Origin of the sequence: Paracoccus methylarcula (genome assembly GCF_003007735.2) — a bacterium.
GTDB lineage: Bacteria > Pseudomonadota > Alphaproteobacteria > Rhodobacterales > Rhodobacteraceae > Paracoccus > Paracoccus methylarcula.
In genome coordinates this window covers 84417-104551 of record NZ_PXNQ02000012.1, presented here as the reverse complement: position 1 = coordinate 104551, position 20135 = coordinate 84417, and the positions used below count along the sequence as shown (strand labels likewise).

Annotated in this window: 20 protein-coding genes and 1 pseudogene; 13 read left to right on the top strand and 8 right to left on the bottom strand. The window is 66.6% G+C overall.

Annotated features, from left to right (window positions below):
- Positions 1-7: 7 nt before the first annotated feature.
- The 3 genes from A7A09_RS17750 to A7A09_RS17740 all read left to right on the top strand — a co-directional run bounded on the left by A7A09_RS17750 (position 8) and on the right by A7A09_RS17740 (position 2362).
- Positions 8-517, top strand: coding sequence for a L,D-transpeptidase family protein (locus A7A09_RS17750; RefSeq protein ID WP_106692639.1), 510 nt, complete (start codon positions 8-10; stop codon positions 515-517).
- A 109-nt stretch (positions 518-626) separates the two neighbouring features.
- Positions 627-1280 carry a hypothetical protein gene (locus A7A09_RS17745; protein WP_148043711.1) on the top strand — a complete coding sequence of 218 codons (654 nt, stop codon included), beginning with the start codon at positions 627-629 and terminating at the stop codon, positions 1278-1280.
- A gap of 41 nt (positions 1281-1321) precedes the next feature.
- Complete coding sequence (locus A7A09_RS17740) at positions 1322-2362, top strand: OmpA family protein (RefSeq protein WP_106692637.1); 1041 nt, start codon at positions 1322-1324, stop codon at positions 2360-2362.
- Between the two features lie 12 nt (positions 2363-2374).
- Here A7A09_RS17740 and hutC read toward each other — a convergent pair whose 3' ends face one another.
- Positions 2375-3088, bottom strand: a complete 714-nt coding sequence (hutC, locus tag A7A09_RS17735) for a histidine utilization transcriptional repressor HutC (RefSeq protein ID WP_106692636.1) — start codon at positions 3086-3088, stop codon at positions 2375-2377.
- On the bottom strand, positions 3085-4449 hold the full coding sequence (locus tag A7A09_RS17730) for a formimidoylglutamate deiminase (RefSeq protein ID WP_106692635.1): 1365 nt from the start codon (positions 4447-4449) through the stop codon (positions 3085-3087). The genes hutC and A7A09_RS17730 overlap by 4 nt, the downstream gene beginning before the upstream one ends.
- 110 nt (positions 4450-4559) lie before the next feature.
- Here A7A09_RS17730 and hutI point away from each other — a divergent pair, with 110 nt between their 5' ends.
- From hutI to A7A09_RS17690, 8 genes are all read left to right on the top strand, one after another.
- Positions 4560-5762, top strand: a complete 1203-nt coding sequence (gene hutI / locus A7A09_RS17725; RefSeq protein ID WP_106692634.1) for an imidazolonepropionase — start codon at positions 4560-4562, stop codon at positions 5760-5762.
- Positions 5755-7296 (top strand): histidine ammonia-lyase, encoded by a 1542-nt coding sequence (hutH, locus tag A7A09_RS17720; RefSeq protein WP_106692697.1) that lies wholly within the window; start codon positions 5755-5757, stop codon positions 7294-7296. Before hutI ends, hutH begins: the two co-directional genes overlap by 8 nt.
- Before the next feature lie 11 nt (positions 7297-7307).
- Positions 7308-8102, top strand: coding sequence for an N-formylglutamate deformylase (gene hutG, locus A7A09_RS17715; RefSeq protein ID WP_106692633.1), 795 nt, complete (start codon positions 7308-7310; stop codon positions 8100-8102).
- Between the two features lie 95 nt (positions 8103-8197).
- Complete coding sequence (gene hutU / locus A7A09_RS17710; protein WP_106692632.1) at positions 8198-9862, top strand: urocanate hydratase; 1665 nt, start codon at positions 8198-8200, stop codon at positions 9860-9862.
- Positions 9863-9943: 81 nt separating this feature from the next.
- Entirely contained in the window at positions 9944-10762 is an 819-nt protein-coding gene (locus A7A09_RS17705; RefSeq protein ID WP_106692696.1) for a transporter substrate-binding domain-containing protein, read from the top strand.
- Positions 10763-10818: 56 nt separating this feature from the next.
- Positions 10819-11466, top strand: a complete 648-nt coding sequence (locus tag A7A09_RS17700) for an amino acid ABC transporter permease (protein ID WP_106692631.1) — start codon at positions 10819-10821, stop codon at positions 11464-11466.
- The gene (locus tag A7A09_RS17695; RefSeq protein ID WP_106692630.1) at positions 11466-12128 is read left to right on the top strand and encodes an amino acid ABC transporter permease; all 663 of its coding nucleotides are present in this window, start codon (positions 11466-11468) and stop codon (positions 12126-12128) included. The genes A7A09_RS17700 and A7A09_RS17695 overlap by 1 nt, the downstream gene beginning before the upstream one ends.
- 1 nt (position 12129) lies before the next feature.
- The gene (locus A7A09_RS17690) at positions 12130-12906 is read left to right on the top strand and encodes an amino acid ABC transporter ATP-binding protein (protein ID WP_106692629.1); all 777 of its coding nucleotides are present in this window, start codon (positions 12130-12132) and stop codon (positions 12904-12906) included.
- Between the two features lie 261 nt (positions 12907-13167).
- Here the strand turns inward: A7A09_RS17690 and A7A09_RS17685 are convergent, their stop codons facing one another.
- Positions 13168-13350, bottom strand: coding sequence for a hypothetical protein (locus A7A09_RS17685; RefSeq protein ID WP_148043710.1), 183 nt, complete (start codon positions 13348-13350; stop codon positions 13168-13170).
- 343 nt (positions 13351-13693) lie between these two features.
- On the opposite strand from A7A09_RS17685, the gene A7A09_RS17680 reads away from it, so the two are divergent.
- Both A7A09_RS17680 and A7A09_RS17675 read left to right on the top strand, forming a co-directional pair.
- Positions 13694-14104, top strand: coding sequence for a TRAP transporter large permease subunit (locus tag A7A09_RS17680; RefSeq protein WP_106692627.1), 411 nt, complete (start codon positions 13694-13696; stop codon positions 14102-14104).
- 1 nt (position 14105) lies between these two features.
- Positions 14106-14771: an aspartate/glutamate racemase family protein gene (locus A7A09_RS17675; RefSeq protein WP_106692626.1), complete on the top strand. Its 666-nt coding sequence runs from the start codon at positions 14106-14108 to the stop codon at positions 14769-14771.
- A 95-nt stretch (positions 14772-14866) separates the two neighbouring features.
- On the opposite strand, the gene A7A09_RS17670 is transcribed toward A7A09_RS17675, so the two are convergent.
- The 5 genes and pseudogenes from A7A09_RS17670 to A7A09_RS17650 form a co-directional block, all read right to left on the bottom strand.
- Positions 14867-15970, bottom strand: a complete 1104-nt coding sequence (locus A7A09_RS17670; protein ID WP_106692625.1) for an N-acetylglucosamine-6-phosphate deacetylase — start codon at positions 15968-15970, stop codon at positions 14867-14869.
- Positions 15964-17180: pseudogene (locus A7A09_RS17665) on the bottom strand (class II D-tagatose-bisphosphate aldolase non-catalytic subunit). Before A7A09_RS17665 ends, A7A09_RS17670 begins: the two are co-directional and overlap by 7 nt.
- 29 nt (positions 17181-17209) lie before the next feature.
- Positions 17210-18130 carry an ROK family protein gene (locus A7A09_RS17660; RefSeq protein ID WP_106692624.1) on the bottom strand — a complete coding sequence of 307 codons (921 nt, stop codon included), beginning with the start codon at positions 18128-18130 and terminating at the stop codon, positions 17210-17212.
- Positions 18118-19185 carry an AgaS family sugar isomerase gene (locus tag A7A09_RS17655; protein ID WP_245999436.1) on the bottom strand — a complete coding sequence of 356 codons (1068 nt, stop codon included), beginning with the start codon at positions 19183-19185 and terminating at the stop codon, positions 18118-18120. Before A7A09_RS17655 ends, A7A09_RS17660 begins: the two co-directional genes overlap by 13 nt.
- Positions 19185-20078: a DeoR/GlpR family DNA-binding transcription regulator gene (locus A7A09_RS17650; RefSeq protein WP_106692622.1), complete on the bottom strand. Its 894-nt coding sequence runs from the start codon at positions 20076-20078 to the stop codon at positions 19185-19187. Before A7A09_RS17650 ends, A7A09_RS17655 begins: the two co-directional genes overlap by 1 nt.
- Positions 20079-20135 lie beyond the last annotated feature (57 nt).

The following is a 20135-nucleotide window of genomic DNA, read 5'->3' as shown; positions in this document are numbered from 1 at the left end:
TGATCTCATGATATTCAGACGCAGAAATTTCCTTGCCGGTGCGCTCCTGTCCGGCATCGCGGCCTGCGGGCCCAGCAAGTTCAAATCCTATTCCGGTCCAAGGATCACCCGCGTCGTGGTGAACAAGGGGGCGCGGCGGATGTATCTGTTCAGCGGCGAGAAGGCGCTGAAGGTCTATCCCATCGGATTGGGCACCTATCCGGTCGGACAGAAGGAATACGAGGGCGACGGCAAGACGCCCGAGGGGCTCTATTACATCGACCGGCGCAATCCCGACAGCCGCTATCACCTGTCCATCGGCATCTCCTATCCGAACGAGCAGGACATCGCGCGGGCGGCGGAACAGGGCCTTCAGGTCGGCAGCGACATCTTCATCCATGGCCAGGGGCCCGAGGGCCGGGTCCTGTCGCAGCGCGGGCGCGACTGGACTGTCGGCTGCATCGCGGTGACCGATGAACAGGCCGAGGAGATCTATGCCATGGTCGAGGACGGCACCCCGATCGAGATCACCCCCTAGTTGCGGAATATCGTCAAGAACGCGTGAAAACGGCCGGGCGGGTGGAACCCGTTCCGGTTCGGCTCGTTAATGCCGCATGCAGATTCCATTCCGTGGCAAGAGGGGCCAGATGAGACGCATCGCTCGCAACACGACCGCCATTCTAACCTGTCTTTCGCTGGTGATGCCGCATCTGGCATGGGCGGAGGCCAATGACGAGCGGGACCTCTCCCACAAGTTCACCCAGGAGATGGAGCGAAAGCAGGAGCAGGCCAAGGAAGAGCTCAAGCGCAAGGCCGAGGAGAAGAAGAAGGCCGCGGAAGCGAAGCGCGAAGAGCGCAAGAAGCGGCAGGAGGCCAAGCGCGAGAAGCGCAGGGAGGCACAGACCCGGAAGGCCCGCGAAGAGGAAAAGCAGGCCGCGGAAGCGGAACGCAAGGAACGCGAGAAGCGGCAGGAAGCCAAGCGCGAGCAGCGCAGGGAAGCGCAGGCCCGGAAGGCCCGCCAAGAGGAACGGCAGGCCGCGGAAGCGGAGCGCAAAGAGCGCGAGAAACGCAGGAAAGTGCAAGCCCGCGAGGCCGAAAAGATCCGCGAACAGGAGCAGAAAGCTGTCGAGCAGCGCCGGGCCGAACGGCGCGAAGCCGAAAAGGCGCTTCAGCAGGAACGGAAAGCCGCCGAAAAACGCCGGGCCGAGAGGCGCGAGGCCGAGGAACGGCGCCGTGCCCGGCGGAGCGCCGCCGCGCGCGAGGCTGCCGAGGTTCGCGTGCGCCCGAGGCCGCCGCTCTGAACAGCCTGTTCGGCTCGGGTTCCGGCGAGATCATCCGGCAGGTGATCACCGACGAGAATTCACGCTCGTCCGACGAGGATTTCGCCACCAGCCTGCGCGATGCGGTCTCTGGGGACCGGGACCGGCGGCGCCGCGAGGAATCCCGCTGGCGCGACGAAAGGCGCGAGCGCCAGGAGGCCCGCGACGATGATGATGACGACAACGACCTGACCAAGGCGCTGCTTCTGGGGCTTGGCGCGCTGGCGGTCGGATCGATGCTGAGCAATAACCGGCAGGTCGCGCTCAGCTCGCCCGACCGGGTGGTGATGACGCGCCCGGATGGCAGCCGCGAGATCGTCAGGGACGACGTGGCGCTGCTGCGCCAGCCCGGCTCGAATGTCGAGACCGAGCAATTCGACGACGGATCCTCGCGGACGGTGGTGACGCGGGCCGATGGCAGCAAGGTCGTCACCATTCGCGACGCCAACATGCAGGTGCTGCGCCGCACGCTGATTTCGCCCGATGGCCGCACCAGCCGGCTGATCGACGACACCGAGGATGTCCGGCCCGTCGATATCGCCAGCCTTCCGGCCCCCGCCCCGGTCGCGGATATCGGCAATTCCATGGACGAGGAGGCGCTGCGCGCCGCGCTGAACCGCGAGGCGAATATCGACCGGCGCTTCACGCTCGGCCAGATCCGCAATATCCCCGAGGTGCGTTCGCTGGTCGCGCCGGTCGATATTCCGGCGATCACCTTCGATAGCGGCTCGGCGGCGATCCCGCCCGGGCAGGCGCGGCAGCTCGGGGCCCTGGGACGGGTGATGGAGGACCAGATCCGCGAGAACCCGCGCGAGATATACCTGGTCGAGGGATATACCGACACGGTGGGCGATCCGTCGATGAATCTCGCGCTGTCGGACCGGCGGGCGGAATCCGTGGCGCTGGCCTTGACCGAGCATTTCGATGTGCCGCCCGAGAACCTGGTGGTGCAGGGCTATGGCGAGGATTTCCTGAAGACGGGAGAGGCGGGGGATGTCCGCGCCAATCGCCGGACCTCGGTCCGCCGGATCACCGACCTGTTGCAGACCGGGGATTCGGAATAGGGGGGCGATCCCCTATCCGGCGGTGCTCATGACATATCCCGGATGGCAGGCGATGCGCACGGTGGTGATCGGGCCCGCATCGTTCCAGGTGCTGCGATGCAGGATCAGCAATGCCTGCCCCTTCGGAACCCGGAGCAGGCGCGCATCGCGCCTGTCGGCATTCTCGGCCGAAAAGGCGATATCCGCGCGCAGATAAGGGGCGTTGCGGACCAGCCATTCATTGGCGTTCTGATGGCGGAAATCGACCGTATCGAGCCCCGGCGCCGAATCCGGGTTGATCCAGCGATCCTCGAACTGGAAGGCCCGGTCATTGCCGTAATGCACGGCGCGCAGATGGATCAGGATCCGCCCGGCGGGCAGGCCGATCCGGGTTGCGATCGCCTCGGGAACCGGGCTGCGGCGCTGCGCGATGACGCGATGGCTGTATTCCATCCCGGCGCTTTCCACCTGCTCGCGGATGATGGGGATGGTGAAGACCGCCTTGCGCACCGGGTTGACCGCCACCCGCGTGCCCGCCCGCCGCCTGCGGTCAAGCAGCCCCTCATCGGCCAAAAGTTGCAACGCCTTGTTGACCGTCGCCCGCGCGGCGCCGAAGGTGACGGCCAGGTCGGCCTCGTCGGGAATCCGCTCGCCCTGCTGCCATTCCCGCTCGACGATGCGGCGGCGCACCTCGCCCGCGATGAGCTGCGCCTTGGGCGAGGTCGGGCCGGGTTGGTGGTCGGTCACATCCGCTCCTGCAATTGGGTGATCCGGGCCAGATACTCGGCGATAATCCGGTCGCGGTCCAGATGCCGTCCGTCGCGGACCACGTGACGCCCCGCCGCCCAGACATCGCGGATCAATCCGTCGCCGCCGGCAAAGACCAGGCTGTCCAGCATCTGGTCGCCATCGCGCGCCGCCATCACCGGGTTTTGCAGCGATACCGCGCAGAGATCGGCCCAGAGCCCCGCCCGGATCGCGCCGCTTTCACGTCCGGCGGCATGCGCGCCACCTTCCAGCCCGGCCTCGTAGAGCACCCGCCCGGTCGAGCGTTCGGGCTGCGCCAGGATGGCGCGGGCGGTGTCGCGCAGGCGCTGGCTGTATTCCAGCGTGCGCAGCTCCTCGATCAGCGAGATGCGGATATTGCTGTCCGAACCGAAGCCGAGCCGCCCCCCGGCCTTGCTCCAGGTGGTGCCGTTGAAGATACCGTCGCCAAGGCTGGATTCGGTGATCGGGCACAGCCCCGCCACCGCGCCGGTCGCGGCCAGCCTGCGGGTTTCGTCCTCGGTCATGTGGGTCAGGTGGATCAGCGTCCAGTTGCCGTCCGGGGCGTGGTTGTCCAGCAGCCACTCGACCGGGCGCAGCCCGTGGGTTGCCTGCACCTCCTCGATCTCGGGGATCTGCTCGGCCAGGTGCATATGCAGCGGGCGTCCCGGGCGCAGCGCGGTGCAGGCCGCCAGGCCTTCCGGGCTGACGGCGCGCTGGGAATGCGGCGCCACCCCGATCCCGGCATCAGGGGGCAGGCCGCGCAGGCTGGCCTCGGCGGCGTCCAGCAGGCGGGTGAAGCCATCCGGATCGGTGCCGAAACGCGCCTGTCCGGGGCCAAGCGGCCGCCCGTCGCAGCCGCCGAACTGGTAATGCACCGGCAAGAGCGTCAGCCCGATCCCGGTCCGGCTGGCGGCTGCGGCGATGCGCTCGGACATCTCGGCGATATTGTCATAGCCCGCGCCGCCGGGGCGGTGATGCAGGTAATGGAATTCGACATTGGTGGCATAGCCCGCCTCCAGCATCTCCATCTGCACCAGCGCGGCAATGGCCTCGACATCCCCGGGGGTCAGGTGATCGAGAAAGCGGAACATGATCTGCCGCCATGTCCAGAACGTGTCGCGGGGATGGGGACCGCGTGCCTCGGACAGCCCGGCCATGGCGCGCTGGAAGGCATGCGAATGCAGGTTCGCCATGGCGGGCAGCAGCAATTCGACCCGCTGCCCTTCCGGCGCGGCATCGGGCGTGACCGATAGGATGCGGCCGTCGGAGGCCAGTTCGACCCGCGTATTTTGCGCCCATCCGCCGGGCAGCAATGCCCGTTCCGCCCATATCACGGTCATCTCGTCTTCCTTTCCGCCGGTGGCGACCGGGCGGCGATTGACGCCCGATAAGTTTATACATATAGAATAATTAAGTTTAGACATAATGCAATATCGAAAACGGGGCAACCATGCGGCTTCTCAGCAATGCCAGGCTTGCGCGGATTGACGGGAAATCAGCGCATTACGCGGTGAGCGAACCATTGTCGCTGGTCATGCGAGGCGACCGAATCGCGTGGATCGGGGCGGCGGATGCGCTGCCTGACGATTTCGCGGGGGCCGTGCCGCATGATCTTGGCGGGCGGATCGTAACGCCGGGGTTGATCGATTGCCACAGCCATATCGTCTTTGGCGGCGACCGCGCCCGCGAATTCGAGATGCGGCTGGAAGGTGCCAGCTATGAAGAGATCGCCCGCGCCGGCGGCGGCATCCTCTCGACCGTCACCCATACCCGTGAGGCGGATGAGGCCGGTCTGCTGGCCTCGGCCCTGCCGCGCGTCGATGCGCTGCTGGCCGAGGGCGTGACCACGCTGGAGATCAAGTCCGGCTATGGCTTGGATATCGAGACCGAGATCAAGATGCTGCGCGTGGCCCGCCGGATCGGGCAGGAGCGCCGCGTGACCATCCGCACGACTTGGCTGGCCGCCCATGCCCTGCCGCCGGAATATCGGGACGACCGGGCGGGCTATCTGCGCGATGTGGTCATCGCGGGGATGGAGCGCGCCCACGCCGAAGGGCTGATCGACGCGGTGGACGGGTTCTGCGAGGGCATCGCCTTCACGCGCGACGAGATGGCGCAGGTCTTTGATCACGCTGCCCGCCTTGGCCTGCCGGTCAAGCTGCATGCCGAGCAATTGTCGGATCTGGGCGGGGCGGCGATGGCCGCGAAACATGGCGCGCTGTCGGCGGATCACCTGGAATATCTGGGCGCGGACGGGATCAAGGCCATGGCCGCGTCGGGCACGGTGGCGGTATTGCTGCCCGGTGCCTTCTATACGCTGCGCGAAACGCAATTGCCGCCGGTGCAGGCTTTGCGCGATGCCGGGGTGCCGATAGCGCTGGCGAGTGACTGCAATCCCGGCTCTTCGCCGCTAAGCTCGCTGCTGCTGGTCATGAACATGGCCGCGACGCTGTTCCGGATGACGCCCTCGGAATGCCTGGCGGGCGTCACCGCCCATGCCGCCCATGCGCTTGGCCTGTCCGATCGCGGCAGGGTCGCTGTGGGCAGCCGCGCCGACCTGGCGGTCTGGAATATCACCCATCCGGCCGAACTGAGCTATCGTATCGGCTTCAACCCGCTTCATGCCCGCATCTACGGAGGCGAATTTGCCTGAACTGATCCTTATCCCCGGCGAGACGACACTTGCCCAGCTTGAACGCGTCTGGCGCGAGGGGCTGGCCGTGCGGCTGGCTGACAGCGCCCGCGCGGGTATCATGGCCTCGGCTGCGCAGATCGAGGCGGCTGCGAATGGCGATCAGCCGGTCTATGGCGTGAATACCGGCTTTGGCAAGCTGGCCTCGATCAAGATCCGGGCCGAGGATACCGCAACGCTGCAACGCAACCTGATCCTGTCGCATTGCTGCGGCGTGGGTGAGCCGGTCGAGCCCGAGACCACAAGGCTGATCATGGTGCTGAAGCTTCTGTCGCTCGGGCGCGGCGCATCGGGGGTGCGGCCCGAGGTGATCGCGCTGATCGAGGGAATGCTGGCCCGCGACGTGCTGCCGGTGATCCCGGCGCAGGGCTCGGTCGGGGCCTCGGGCGATCTGGCGCCGCTGGCGCATATGGCCGCCGTGATGCTGGGCGAGGGCCGCGCCACCCATGACGGGCACGAGATGAGCGGCGCCGAGGCCTTGGCGGAGGCGGGGCTGACCCCGCTGGTGCTGGCCGCCAAGGAGGGGCTGGCGCTGATCAACGGCACGCAGGTCTCGACCGCCTTCGCGCTGGCCGGGCTGTTCGATGCCTTCGCCTCGGCCCGTGCCGCGCTGGTCACCTCGGCGCTCTCCACCGACGCGATCATGGGCTCGACCGCGCCTTTCCTGGACGAGATCCACCAGCTGCGCGGCCATCGCGGCCAGATCCTGTCGGCGCGGGTCATCCGGGGGCTGATGGAGGGCAGCGAGATCCGCGAGAGCCACCGCGAGGGCGATGCCCGCGTGCAGGACCCCTATTGCATCCGCTGCCAGCCGCAGGTGACCGGCGCCTGTCTCGACCTGCTCTGGCAGGCCGCCCACACGCTGCGGATCGAGTCGAATGCGGCGACCGACAACCCGCTGGTGCTGGCCGAGGCCGGGCGGATCGTCTCGGGCGGGAATTTCCATGCCGAGCCGGTGGGTTTCGCCGCCGACCAGATCGCGCTGGCCATCGCCGAGATCGGCGCCATCGCGCAGCGGCGCATCGCGCTGATGGTGGATCCTGCGCTGAGCCATGACCTGCCGCCCTTCCTGACCCCCGATCCGGGGCTGAACAGCGGGCTGATGATCGCCGAGGTCACAAGCGCCGCGCTGATGAGCGAGAACAAGCATCTGGCCAATCCGTGCAGCACCGATTCCACGCCCACAAGCGCCAACCAGGAGGATCATGTCAGCATGGCCGCCCATGGCGCGCGGCGCTTGCGGCGCATGAATGCCAACCTGTCGCAGATCATCGGGATCGAGGCGCTTTGCGCGGCGGCGGGGGTGGAATTCCGCGCGCCCCTTGCGACCTCAGGCCCGTTGCGGGCGGTGATCGCCCGGCTGCGCGAAACCGTCCCGGCGTTGGAGCAGGACCGCTACCTTGCCCCCGATCTGGCCGAGGCGGCCGCGCTGGTCCGCTCGGGCGCATTGACCGGCGCGGTGCCCGCCGATCTTCTGCAGGAGGTCTGCCCGTGAATCCAACTGACGTGAATCCCGTCGAGATCATCCGGGGCGATGGCCCGGTCATCCTTGGGCTGCCGCATACCGGAAGTTTTCTGCCCGATGAGATCCTGGCAAGGCTGAACCCGCGCGGGCAGGTGCTGGCCGATACCGACTGGCATATCCACCGGCTCTATGACGGGCTTCTGCCCGGCGCGACCACGGTGCGGGCGCGGTTCCACCGCTATGTCATCGATGCCAATCGTGGCCCTGACGATGCCAGCCTCTATCCCGGGCAGAACACCACCGGGCTTGTGCCGCTGACCGATTTCGACGGTGAGCCGATCTGGACCGAGGCGCCCGGCCCCGATGAGATCGCCGGGCGCAAGGCACGGTTCCACGCCCCCTACCACGCCGCCCTTGCCGCAGAGATCGAGCGGGTGCAGGCGAAACATGGCGTCGCGATCCTGTATGACTGCCACTCGATCCGCAGCGAGATCCCGTTTCTCTTCGAGGGCAGGCTGCCGGATTTCAACATCGGCACGAATATGGGCGCGAGTTGCGATCCGCGCATCGAGGCCGCTGCGCGCGAGGTCGTCGAGGCGACGGGCCGCAGCTGGGTGGTGAATGGCCGCTTCAAGGGCGGCTGGACGACACGGCATTACGGCCAGCCCTCGCGCGGTGTCCACGCGATCCAGATGGAACTGGCGCAATCGACGCATCTGGCAACGGAGGCTCCGCCTTTCGATTACGACGAAGGAAAGGCCGAGGCATTGCGGGATCCCCTGCGCGGGATCCTGGGCCGGTTGGCGGCCTTGGCACCGATGCTGGTGGCCGAATAGTTGCGTCCCGCGATGGCTGGGGGCCAGCCCCCAGACCCCCGGGATATTTGCATGAAGAAGAAATACAGGTTTTCCGATCTGCTTGGGAGCAAGACATGAACAATCCCCGTCACAATAGCCGCGATATCTATCCCGCCACCGGCACCGAGATCACCGCGAAAAGCTGGTTGACCGAGGCGCCGATGCGGATGCTGATGAACAACCTGCATCCGGACGTGGCCGAGAATCCGCATGAGCTGGTCGTCTATGGCGGCATCGGCCGGGCGGCGCGGACATGGAAGGATTTCGACCTGATCGTGGACAGCCTGAAGGCACTGGAGGAGGATCAGACCCTGCTGGTCCAGTCCGGCAAGCCGGTCGGCGTGTTCCAGACTCACAAGGACGCGCCCCGGGTGTTGATCGCCAATTCCAACCTCGTGCCGCATTGGGCGAATTGGGACCATTTCAACGAGCTCGATAAGAAGGGGCTGGCCATGTATGGCCAGATGACCGCCGGATCCTGGATCTATATCGGCAGCCAGGGCATCGTGCAGGGCACCTATGAGACCTTTGTCGAGGCCGGGCGGCAGCATTATGACGGCAGTTTGCAGGGGCGCTGGATCCTGACCGCCGGATTGGGCGGGATGGGCGGCGCGCAGCCACTGGCGGCGGTAATGGCCGGGGCCTGCTGTCTGGCCGTGGAATGCGACGAGACCCGCGCCGATTTCCGGCTGCGGACGGGCTATGTCGATGCGAAGACGCATAGTCTCGACGAGGCGCTTGCCATGATCGATGAATGGACCAAGGCGGGCGAGGCGAAATCGGTGGCGCTGATCGGCAATGCCGCCGATGTGTTCCCCGAACTCGTCCGCCGTGGTGTCCGTCCTGACATCGTCACCGACCAGACCAGCGCGCATGACCCGGTGCATGGCTATCTGCCCAAGGGCTGGAGCGTCGCGGAATGGCGGGCCAAGCAGGAGAGCGATCCCAAGGCCGTCGAGAAAGCCGCCCGCGCCAGCATGCGCGAACATGTCGCCGCGATGGTGGATTTCTGGAATGGGGGCGTGCCGACACTGGATTACGGCAACAATATCCGCCAGGTCGCCAAGGAAGAGGGGCTGGAGAACGCATTCGCCTTTCCCGGTTTCGTGCCCGCCTATATCCGCCCGCTTTTCTGCCGTGGCATCGGTCCGTTCCGTTGGGCGGCGCTGTCGGGCGATCCCGAGGACATCTATCGCACCGATGCCAAGGTGAAGGAGCTCATCGACGATCCGCATCTGCATAACTGGCTGGACATGGCCCGCGAGCGGATCAGTTTCCAGGGCCTGCCCGCGCGGATCTGCTGGGTCGGGCTGGGGCTGCGTCACAAGCTGGGGCTGGCCTTCAACGAGATGGTCCGCAATGGCGAATTGAAGGCCCCGATCGTGATCGGCCGCGACCACCTGGACTCGGGCTCGGTCGCCTCGCCCAACCGCGAGACCGAGGCGATGAAAGATGGCAGCGACGCGGTGTCTGACTGGCCGCTTCTGAATGCGCTGCTGAACACGGCCTCGGGCGCGACTTGGGTCAGCCTGCATCATGGCGGCGGCGTCGGCATGGGCTTTTCGCAGCATTCCGGCATGGTGATCTGTTGCGATGGCAGCAAGGATGCCGATGCGAGAATCGCGCGGGTGCTGTGGAACGATCCCGCGACCGGGGTGATGCGCCATGCCGATGCGGGCTATGAGATTGCGCTGGATTGCGCGAAGGAGCATCAACTGAATCTGCCCGGCATCCTGTAACGCCGAGCTGGTGCGCCGGTTTCATTGACGGTGGCGCTCCGGGCGGACAAAAGACCGAAACGACCCAACAAGGAGACTGACATGACCTTGAAGACCACCCTGAAAGGCGCCCTGTTCGGAATCGCCGCGCTTGGTCTGGCCGCGCCTGCGATGGCCGACCAGCTGGCCGACATCAAGGCCGAAGGCAAGATCGTCACTGCGACCGACATGCATTATGCGCCCTTCGACATGCTCAACAACGGCACATATGAGGGCATGACCAAGGACCTGTTCGACGAGGTCGCCAGGGAAATCGGCGTCGAGCCTGTCTATCAGGACATTCCCTGGACTGCCGAACTGCCGGGGCTGGAAGTGGGCAAGTTCGATATCGTCATCGCCCCCGTGACGATTACCCCCGAACGGCTGGAGCGTTACACCTTCACCCCGCCGATTGCCGATGCGACAGTCTCGCTGGTGAAGGCCAAGGGGAATGACGATCTGCAAAAGCCCGAGGATATCGCCGGCAAGACCGTCGGCGTGCAGCAAGGCACGGCACAGTTCCGCCAGCTTCAGGCCTATGGCGAAGAGCTGGGCGGCGTCACCGTCAAGGAATATGGCACCACCGATGAAGCCTATGCCGATCTGGGGGCTGGCCGTCTGGACGCGGTCGCGGGATCGCTTCCGAACCTGACCTATCTGGTAAAGAGCCGCCCCGAGAACTTCGCCCTGTTCGAGCCTGCGCAATTCGGCGAGCCCACCTATTTCGCATGGGTTCTGCGCAAGGAAGAGGCCAGCGAAAGCCTTGCCAAGGCCATCGAGGACGCAATCGCCAAGATGACCGAGGATGGCCGCATCAAGGCGATCCAGGAAAAATGGCTGGGCAGCTATACCGAACTGCCGCTGAGCGCATCCGCCAACTGATGCCCTGCCGGGCGGAGTTCTGACCCCGCCCGGCCCTTCGATCAAACGGAGAGGCGATGTTCTCTATCGAGACATTCTTCGGCAGCTTCGGCCCGCTGTTCTGGGCGGCGCGTTATACATTGCTGGTTTCGGGCCTTGGCATCGCATTGGGGCTGGTGATCGGTGCGTTCATCTGCGCCGCCGGCCTGTCGCGCTGGACCGTCGCGCAGCGTTTCGCGGCGATATGGGTCAGCTTTCTGCGCGGGGTGCCGCTGCTGGTCCAGCTCTTGCTGATGTATTACCTGCTGCCGGTCATCGGCATCAACGTGCCCGCCATTGCCGCGGCCGTCATCACCGTCGGCATCTGCGCCAGTGCCTATATCAGTGAAATCTGGCGAGGCGCGATCGGCGCCCTGCCCAGGGGCCAGTCCGAGGCCGCAATCGCCATGGGCATGGACCCGCGCAATGTCTGGACCCGGATCGTCCTGCCGCAGGCGGTTGTCCTGTCGCTGCCGGCGCTGGTCAACGAACTGATCCTGCTGGTCAAGGCGTCCTCGCTGGTGTCGGTCGTCGGTATTCTCGAGGTCACCCGCGCCAGCCAGGCGCATGCCGCCACGACCTTCCGCCCGCTGGAGGTCTATCTGGCCGCCGCCTGCATCTATCTGCTGATCAATCTGTGCCTTGCCGGGCTTGGCCGTTATCTTGAACACAGGACGGCCGTCTGATGGAATGGAGCATTTTTCAGCAATACGGTCCCATGCTGCTGCGCGGTTTCGCGATCACGATTTTCTGCTGGCTGCTTGGCACGATCCTGGGCATGGTCCTTGGCCTGCTGATCGCGCTGGCGCAGCGCTACGGCGTCAAACCCGTTCGCTGGCTGCTTCAGACCTATATCGAGATCATTCGCGGCACGCCGTTTCTGGTGCAGTTGTTCGTGCTGTATTACGGCGGCCCGCTCATCGGGTTGCGGCTGGACGCGCTGCCTGCCGGGCTGCTGGGCCTGACAATTTACGGCAGCCCGTATTTCGCGGAAATCTTCCGCTCGGCCTTTCGCGCCGTTCCGCATGGCCAGATCGAGGCCGCCCGGGCCATCGGAATGGCCGAGCCCTCGATCATCCGCCGCATCCTGTTGCCGCTCGGGCTGGTGTCGGCCCTGCCGGCGCTGGTCAATTTCTCGATCATCCTGACCAAGGAAACGGTGATCCTGTCGATCATCACGGTTCCGGAACTGATGTACCAGGTTCAGCGCATGTCCACGGAAACCTTCCGCTACCTGGAAGCGAACCTTGTGCTGGCGCTGTTCTTCTGGGGCCTGGTCGAGCTGATCTCGCGCGCTGGCCGCAGGCTGGAAACCCGCATCACGAAACATCTGATCGAAAGGACCTGAGATGGTTCAGGCATCCTCTGTCGAGATCCGCAAGGTCAACAAGTTCTACGGCCCGTTCCAGGCGCTGAAGGATATTGACCTGTCCGTGCCGCCGGGCAAGGTCACCTGCCTGATCGGACCATCCGGTTCCGGCAAATCCACGTTGCTGCGCTGCATCAATTTCCTTGAGGAATACGATTCCGGCGAGGTCCGCATAGACGGTCAGCTGATCGGTTACGAGGCGCCGGGCGGGCGCAGGATGCGGGCACGGAAACTGCGCGAGATGCGCCGCTCGATCGGGATGGTGTTTCAGCAATTCAACCTGTGGCCGCACATGACCGCGCAGGAAAATGTGGCCGAGGGGCTGATCCGCGTGCGGGGCCTGCCCAGGGCCGAAGCCGCCGACCGCGCGGTCGAGGCGTTGCGCAAGGTGGGGCTGGGCGACAAGATGGCCAATCACCCCGCGCGGCTGTCGGGCGGGCAGCAACAGCGCGTCGCGATTGCCCGCGCCATCGCGATGGAACCGCGGCTGATGCTGTTCGACGAACCGACCAGCGCGCTGGATCCCGAACTGGTCGGCGAGGTGCTGAACGTCATGAAGACGCTGGCAGGCGAGGGCATGACCATGGTCGTGGTCACGCATGAAATGGGCTTTGCCGCCCATGTCGCCGACCAGGTCGCCTTCATGGAAGCAGGAGAGCTGGTTGCCGTCGATGCCCCGGCGCGCATCTTGCATCAGCCCGAAGATCCCCGCATTCAGGGCTTTCTGCGGACCTATCACGAGCGGAATGCGTTCTGACGATCAAGGGCCAGCCCCGCGAGGTTCACTTTCCATGTCCGGGGCTCTGTCGCTCGGTCGGGGCCTGGCAGAGCGGCAGGCTCGGGAAGGGCCGGATCGCCAGCAAGGCTTGCCCGCCCTTCAAGGTCCTTGCCGAACTCGCCGGATGCCCACCAGGACGAGGATGGCCGAGAACATCAGCAATCCCGTGACCACCGGGTAATCGTTATATCCCAGACTATCGAGGAACAGCCTGTTCCGCCGATTGGCGGCCATCCTTGGTCAGCCATGACCATCTGCCCGCAGGCTCTGCGCATCGCCATGGCTGAACTCTCCCCCGCGCTGCAGGAACAGCCTGCCATAGCTGGCCGTCAGCGCGCCGGGATCGCGGCATGTCCAGACCTGTGGATAACGCAGCGCTCCGGCCGCCCGCAGCTTCATCGCGGGTTCCGCCGCTGCCTGCATGGTGCCATCCTCGGCCGTGAACGCGATGTCATGCTCACGCTGCACAGCTTCGGCATTGGCGCAAGCCGCATCGAGGGCTTTTGCCGTCCGGAAGAGACAGCGATAGGGCGTTGTTGCGCGACTCGCGCCTGAGGCGTGACTTCCCCCTTCCCCCGCGGACGTTATGCCACGCGGACGATCTCGGCGGTCTGTCGGTCCGGGTCTCTCGCCATGATGCGTTCGCCGAAGGATTTCAGGTCGAGCAGGTGAACGCCACCGGTTCAAGAGAACCTGCGAGGGCATTTTTGCCGTGATCCGGCTGCGGGCGCGGTATCCGGTCCAGCGTTTCCGGAACACCCTGTCGATGACCGGAGGCACGCAGGCGGTCACCCGTTGGGTCACCGGGCTCGGCCTCAGCCCGACGGCGCTGCTGTTCCTGTTCGTGGTCTTCTACGTGGTGCTGGGCATGTTCATGGATGCGATGTCGATGCTGGTCCTGACCGTTCCCATCGCGGTGCCGATGGTCACGGCGCTTGGCATCGATCCGATCTGGTTCGGCGTCTTCGTCGTCGTGATGTGCGAGATCGGGCTGATCACGCCCCCGGTCGGAATGAACCTCTTCGTCGTGCAGGGCGTGCGCAAGGGCGGGGGCAGCTTCAACGACGTGATCCGCGGCTCCCTGCCTTTCGTCTTCATCATGATCCTGTTCACGGTCCTGCTGGTCATGGTGCCGCAAATCGCCTTGTTCCTGCCCGAACTGGCCTCGGAGAGCTGACATGACGAACAATCCGCAAGAGACGGCGGCGGCGGTCGCCGGACACCGGCTGCTGATCGTCAACCCGAACGGCAATCCCGAGGTCACGCGGCTGGTCGAGCGATCGGCCCGGCGGGTGATCGGTCCCGGCACTTCGGTCAGGGCCGTCCACCCGGCGGACAGCCCGCTTTCGATCGAAACCCCCGATGATCGCGATCTGGCCGAGCCGCTGGCCATCGCGCTGCTGCGCCGCAATCCCGGCTATGACGCCTATGTCATGGGCTGCTTCGACGATATCGCCGTGGCCGGTGGGCGCGGGGCCCTCGATGCGCCCATCGTCTGCGCGGCAGAGGCCGCGATTTCGCTGGCGCGGCTGTTCGCGCCCCGGTTCGCCATCGTGACCACGGTGCAGACCATGGTTCCCGGCATCCTGTCGCTGGTCGCCTCGCAGGGGGTGGCCGACCGGTGCAGCGTGCGCGCCGCCGGGATCGGGGTCGCCCGGGCCGCGGCGGGCGGAGACGAAACCGAGGCCCGGCTGGATGCCACCATCCGTGCCGCCCGCGAGATCGACGGCGCGGGGGCGATCATCCTGGGCTCCGGCGGGCTGACCGGCCGGGCCGCCGGGTTGAGCGCGCGCCATGGCCTGCCCCGTCATCGACTCGATCGAGGCCGCCGTCGCCATGGGTGAAACCGCCGCCCGCCTGGTATCCCGAAGCGGGGTGCCGGGTTGAAGGCGACGGGCGGCAACGGAGCCGATGGCGGGAAGCGGAACCCAGCCCCGCGCTACGACCCGGTGCCGGGAATATCCGCCAGCCGCAATCCGTCGTCCAGCGCCACCAGGTCGATCAGCGGCATGCCGGGGGCGATCCGCAGCGGGGCAAGGCCCATGGCGGCACAGGGAATGTCGGTGGCCATCGCGATGGCGCGCTCGGGTGCGATGCCGGTCATCCGCACCAGCCGCCGGATCGAGGTGACCATGTCGATATGCGCCCCGGCCAGCGAGCCCTCGCTGTTCACCAGCGCGCCGTCCCGCACATGGATATCCATGCCGTAGAGATTGAAATGATCCGGCCCGCCGATTGTCGGCATGGCATCCGACACGATGAAGCAGCGGTCGGGGCGGGGGCGGGCATTCAATGTCAGTTGCAGCATTTCGGGGCTGACATGGATACCGTCGGTGATCAGCCCGCACCAGGCATCGGACAGGATCGCCGCCGCGATCATCCCCGGCTCGCGCGAGCTCATCTGCGGCATGGCATTGTAGAGATGGGTGAACATGGTGACACCGCTTTCCAGCGCCGCCTGCGCCTCTGCCGCTGTCGCCATGCTGTGTCCTGCCGACAGCACCACCCCCATCGCCGCCGCCTCGCGCAGCAGTGCAGGATCGGCGCGCTCGGGGGCCAATGTCAGCAGCACCGGCACATCGGCCCGGCGCAAGCGCCGCAGGACCGCCATGGTCCGCGCATCCAGCGGGCGGATGAAGCGGGCGTCATGGGTGCCGCGTTTCCGTGGCGAGATATGCGGGCCTTCCAGGTGGATGCCGATGATGCCGGGCCTTCCCATCGCGGCGATGATGGCATCAGTGGCGGCCTCCATCACATCCGGCGCATCGGTGATCAAAGTGGGCAGGATCCGTGCGGTGCCAAGCTTGCGATGGGCTGCCGCGATGGCCTCGATCCCGGCGACGGTGGGATCGGTATTCAGCAGCACACCGCCGCCGCCATTCACCTGCAGATCGGTGCAGCCGGGCATCAGCAGCGGGACATGCGCATCGGGCGTATCGCCGCCAAGGGGGCGGCAGGCCGTCACCTTCTGCCCGTCGGTCTCGATGGCGAGGCCGGTTTGCAGCCTGCCACCCAGCCAGATCCGGTCCGCCGCGATCAGCATGCCGCCTCCGGGTAATAATCCGCCAATGCCTCTTCGACATGGGCTTGCAGGATCGCGCGGGCCGGTGGCAGACCGATCCCTGCCGCCCGGTCCAGCGTTGCCTGCGGCAGATATTGCCGCAGCAGCGGGCGCGGCGGATCGGCGTGGTCGATTGCCCGGCACAGGTCCTCGACAGCATCTTGCGCCTTGGGCCAGTAATAGCGGATCCGGTCGGCATAACCGAAATGGCGCAGGATCCGGGTGTCCCCGCCATGATAATGGCCCTGCCAGTGGCGGGGTTCCCCGGTCATCAGGCCCTCCATCCGATCCGAGACATGGGGGCTGCCATCCAGCCAGTGGCGGATATGCGAGAGCGCATAGAGCGCCTCGCGCCAGGCGAAGGTCAGGGCGGGGCCGACCTTGAGGATGCCGAAATTCCGCCGGGCCAGGTCGGCATAGACGGCGGCGTCCTGGTAATCGGTCGAATGGGCCTCGAAACAAAGCCGGGGATTGTCGCCCAGCACCGGGCTGAGCCGGTCCGGCTGCGCCATGTCGAAACCGATGACGCTGGCCGGGGCGAATTCCAGCCCCGGCTGCACGACCAGCCCCCGGACCCGCGACCATGCAGCCCCCGCACCCTCGGCCTCGAAGGCGCGGCGATGCGCCTCCAGCGTGGCGGCGGCGTTTTCCGGCGGCGTGGCCGTGATGCCCTCTCCGTCATGGCGCGCGCGCCGGGGGGCGGAACCTCGGTGCCGATGATATAGGTCAGCGCCTTTGGGTCGGGCGCCGCCGCCTCGGCCACGGCGGCCAGTTGTGCCGCACGCGCGGCGGCCAGGTCGTCGCCAACCTGCGCGGGCTCGCCTGCGCAGCCTTCCGAGCAATCGAGATGGATCTTGGTGAAACCAGCCGTCATATAGGCGCGGATCATCCCGGCCGCATGCTCCATCGCCTCATCGGCGGGGCGGTCGCGCCATGCCTGCGGGCCCAGATGGTCGCCGCCAAGGATCACCGGCACATGGCCGAGCCCATGCGCCTGCGCGATACCCTTCAGGAAGCCGGTGAAATCGGCGGGGGTCATGCCGGTATAGCCGCCGAACTGGTTCACCTGGTTCGAGGTCGCCTCGATCAGCGCGGGCATGCCCTGCGCCGCCGCCTGCCGCAGCCCGGCGGCGATGACATCGGGATGGGCCGAGCAGACCGAGGGAAGCGCCGGGCCGTTCCCCGTCCGCATTGCCTCGATGATCGGGGTGAGAAGATCGCTCATGTCAGATATGCCTTTGCCATCAATGCCGCGCCGCGCGCACCGGCGCTGTCGCCATGCACCGCCCGCCGGATCGCGGGCAGCCGTGAATTGCCAAGCCGGAGCCGGGCCAGCGCATCGGTCAGCCGCTGCGGCACATCGGGGATGTTCGACAGCCCGCCGCCCAGCACGATGACCTCGGGGTCCAGCAGCAATTGCGCGGTATAGACCATCTCGCCCGCCAGATCAGCCCAGATATCCATCACCCTTGCCGCGCCCGGATCGTCAGCGACCGAGGCGGCGACATGTTCCGGGTCGGGATTGTCCAGCCCGGCCCATTCCGCCAGCCGCCGCAGCCCGGTGCCGGAGACGTAATTCTCAAGACAGGCCACCCGCCCGCAGCCGCATTGCCAGACCGGCAGGTCGTGGCGGGCCAGCGCGCGGGCGGGCATGCCGATATGACCGATCTCGACCGCAAGGCCGGCATGGCGATGCGGCAGGCGGCCACGCTCGACCAATCCGCCACCGACGCCGGTGCCGAGGATGATCCCCATGACCGAGACCGCCCCGTCCCCCGCGCCGCCATGCGCCTCGGAATAGGCGAAGGCCATGCAGTCGTTGATCAGCGGCAGGTCGCGCCCGATCTCTGCCTCCAGCGCCTTGGCGATGCCGCGCCCCGATACCGGGATGTTCGAGGCCGTGGCGATGCCCGTCTGCGGGTCGATCACCCCGGCGATCGAGATGGCGACGGGCAGGGCGGGGTCATCCGCCTGCTGTTCGAGCCAGCGGATCTGACCGGCCAGCGCGGCGATGAAATTGTCGAAACTGTCGCGGGGCGTGGGGATGCGGCGGGTCTCGATGGTTGCCATCGCCGCATCGAACAGCCGCGCCTCGATCTTGGTGCCGCCCAAATCGATCGCGCCGCAATTCATCGCTGCCATCCATAGAGTTCCACGCCCGAGACCACCCGCGTCAGGTTCCGCCCGGCGAAGGGATCGTCCACCGGCAGGCCCAAAGCCTCGGACCAGCGATGCGCCAGCACCTGCGCGGGCAGCACGTAAAGCACCGCATCCCCCGCCGTGCCGGTCAGGTTCAGCGCGATGTCGCAGCCCTCTCCGCCGATGGTGGTGACGCTGATATCCGGGAATTGCCTGCGGATCTCGGCGGCAAGGTCCATGTCGTAGCGGGCGGTCTGCGGATCGGGATGGATCATCACGAAAACCGCCGTGCCGCCATCGACCGCCGCCTTGGGGCCGTGGCGAAAGCCCAACGTGCTGTCCCATTGCGTCAGCGTGCGCCCCGCCGTCAGCTCCAGCACCTTGAGCGCCGATTCGCGCGCGATGCCGGTCAGTTCGCCGGAGCCGAGAAAGATCGCCCGCTCGGGCCGGGGCGCGTCCAGCGACCACAGGCCGGGCAGGATCGCAGCGGCGGCATCCGACAGGGCGGGCAGGGCAGTTCCCGCGTCGAACCCCGCATCGAGGCAGGCCAGCGCGGTCAGGTACATGGTGGTGAAACTGGAGGTCATCGCGAACCCCCGGTCATGGGTCGCCGGGGGCAGGATGATTGCCTGCGTCTCTCCGGGGCCGGGGCCCTGCCGCGTGGCAAGGGCGCTGTCGGGGTTGCAGGTGATGTTCAGCCGGTCCACGCCGGGCATATGCGCGTCCAGCAGATCGATCAGCCCGACGGTCTCCGAGCTGTTGCCGCTGCGCCCGAATTGCACGGACAGGGCAGGGCCGGGACGATTCGCGCCAAGGCCGGGGCGTGCCACGAGATCGGTGGTGGCCAGCGGCAGCAAAGGCGGGCCTTCGCCGGTCACCTGCCGGGCCAGCGCCTCGCCGATATAGGCCGAGGTCCCGGCACCCGACAGCCAGATCTCGCGCGGGGCACGGGTGGCGATCCATTCGCGGATCCCGGTGGCCCGGCTGGCCAGAGGCGCGGCCCAATCCCGCCAGATACCGGGTTGGGCGTTGATTTCGTCAAGGGTGAAGCTGCTCATCATCGGTCCTTGCTGTCAGAGGCCGGTGCGTCGGCGACGACCAGCCTGATCCCGGCGGCATCCAGCGCCGCGCGGATTTGTTCGCTTGGGTTGCGGTCGGTGACCAGGATGGCGATACGCCGCAGCCCGCAAATGCGGTGCAGGCGCGCGCCGCGGAACTTCGTATGGTCGGCCAGCACGATGACGCGCGAGGCGGCCTCGACCATGGCGCGGGTCACATGCGCCTCGTCCTCGGAATAGGTGGACAGCCCGCCATCCGGGTCGATGCTGTCCGCGCCCATCACGAAACTGCTGAAATTCATGCCGTTCAGGCTGCTTTCCACCAATCGTCCCGACAGTGAGCCGGTCGAGGCGCGGATCACCCCGCCGGTCAGCATCACCCGATGGCGTCCGTTGCGCAGCGCCTGTTGCGCCACCATCAGTCCCGAGGTCATCACCGACAGGGCCGGAACATCCTCGCGCGTGCCCAGCAATTCGGCCAGCATCTCGACCGTCGTGCCATTGTCGATCAGGATCGCATTATCCTCGGCCAAGAGACCGATGGCGGCCTCGGCGATGCGGCGCTTGCCGGCGGGATTGGACAGGCGGCGGTCGGCGATCTGCGGATGCACCGATGCCGAAGCACCCTGCGAGGCCAGCGCCAGCGCCAGCTCGATCCGGAAATCCGCCAGCCCGGCGAATCCCAGGCTTCGGCAAAAGCGGATCAGCGTGGGCTCGGATGTGCCCAGTCTCGCGCAGATCTCGCGCGAGGTCATGCGGATGAACTCCGCCGGTTCCTCGGTCACGAAACCGGCGATGGCGCGCAGCTTGGCGGGCATGCTGTCCTGCGCGGCGGAAATCGCGGCCCAGAGGGCGGCGCCGCTGAGCGGTTTGTTGTCGCTTGCCAGTTGCATGGGCGTTTCTTTCAGGTTTGCGCAGCACCTATGGTTATCCCTCCCAGAATATTTGTC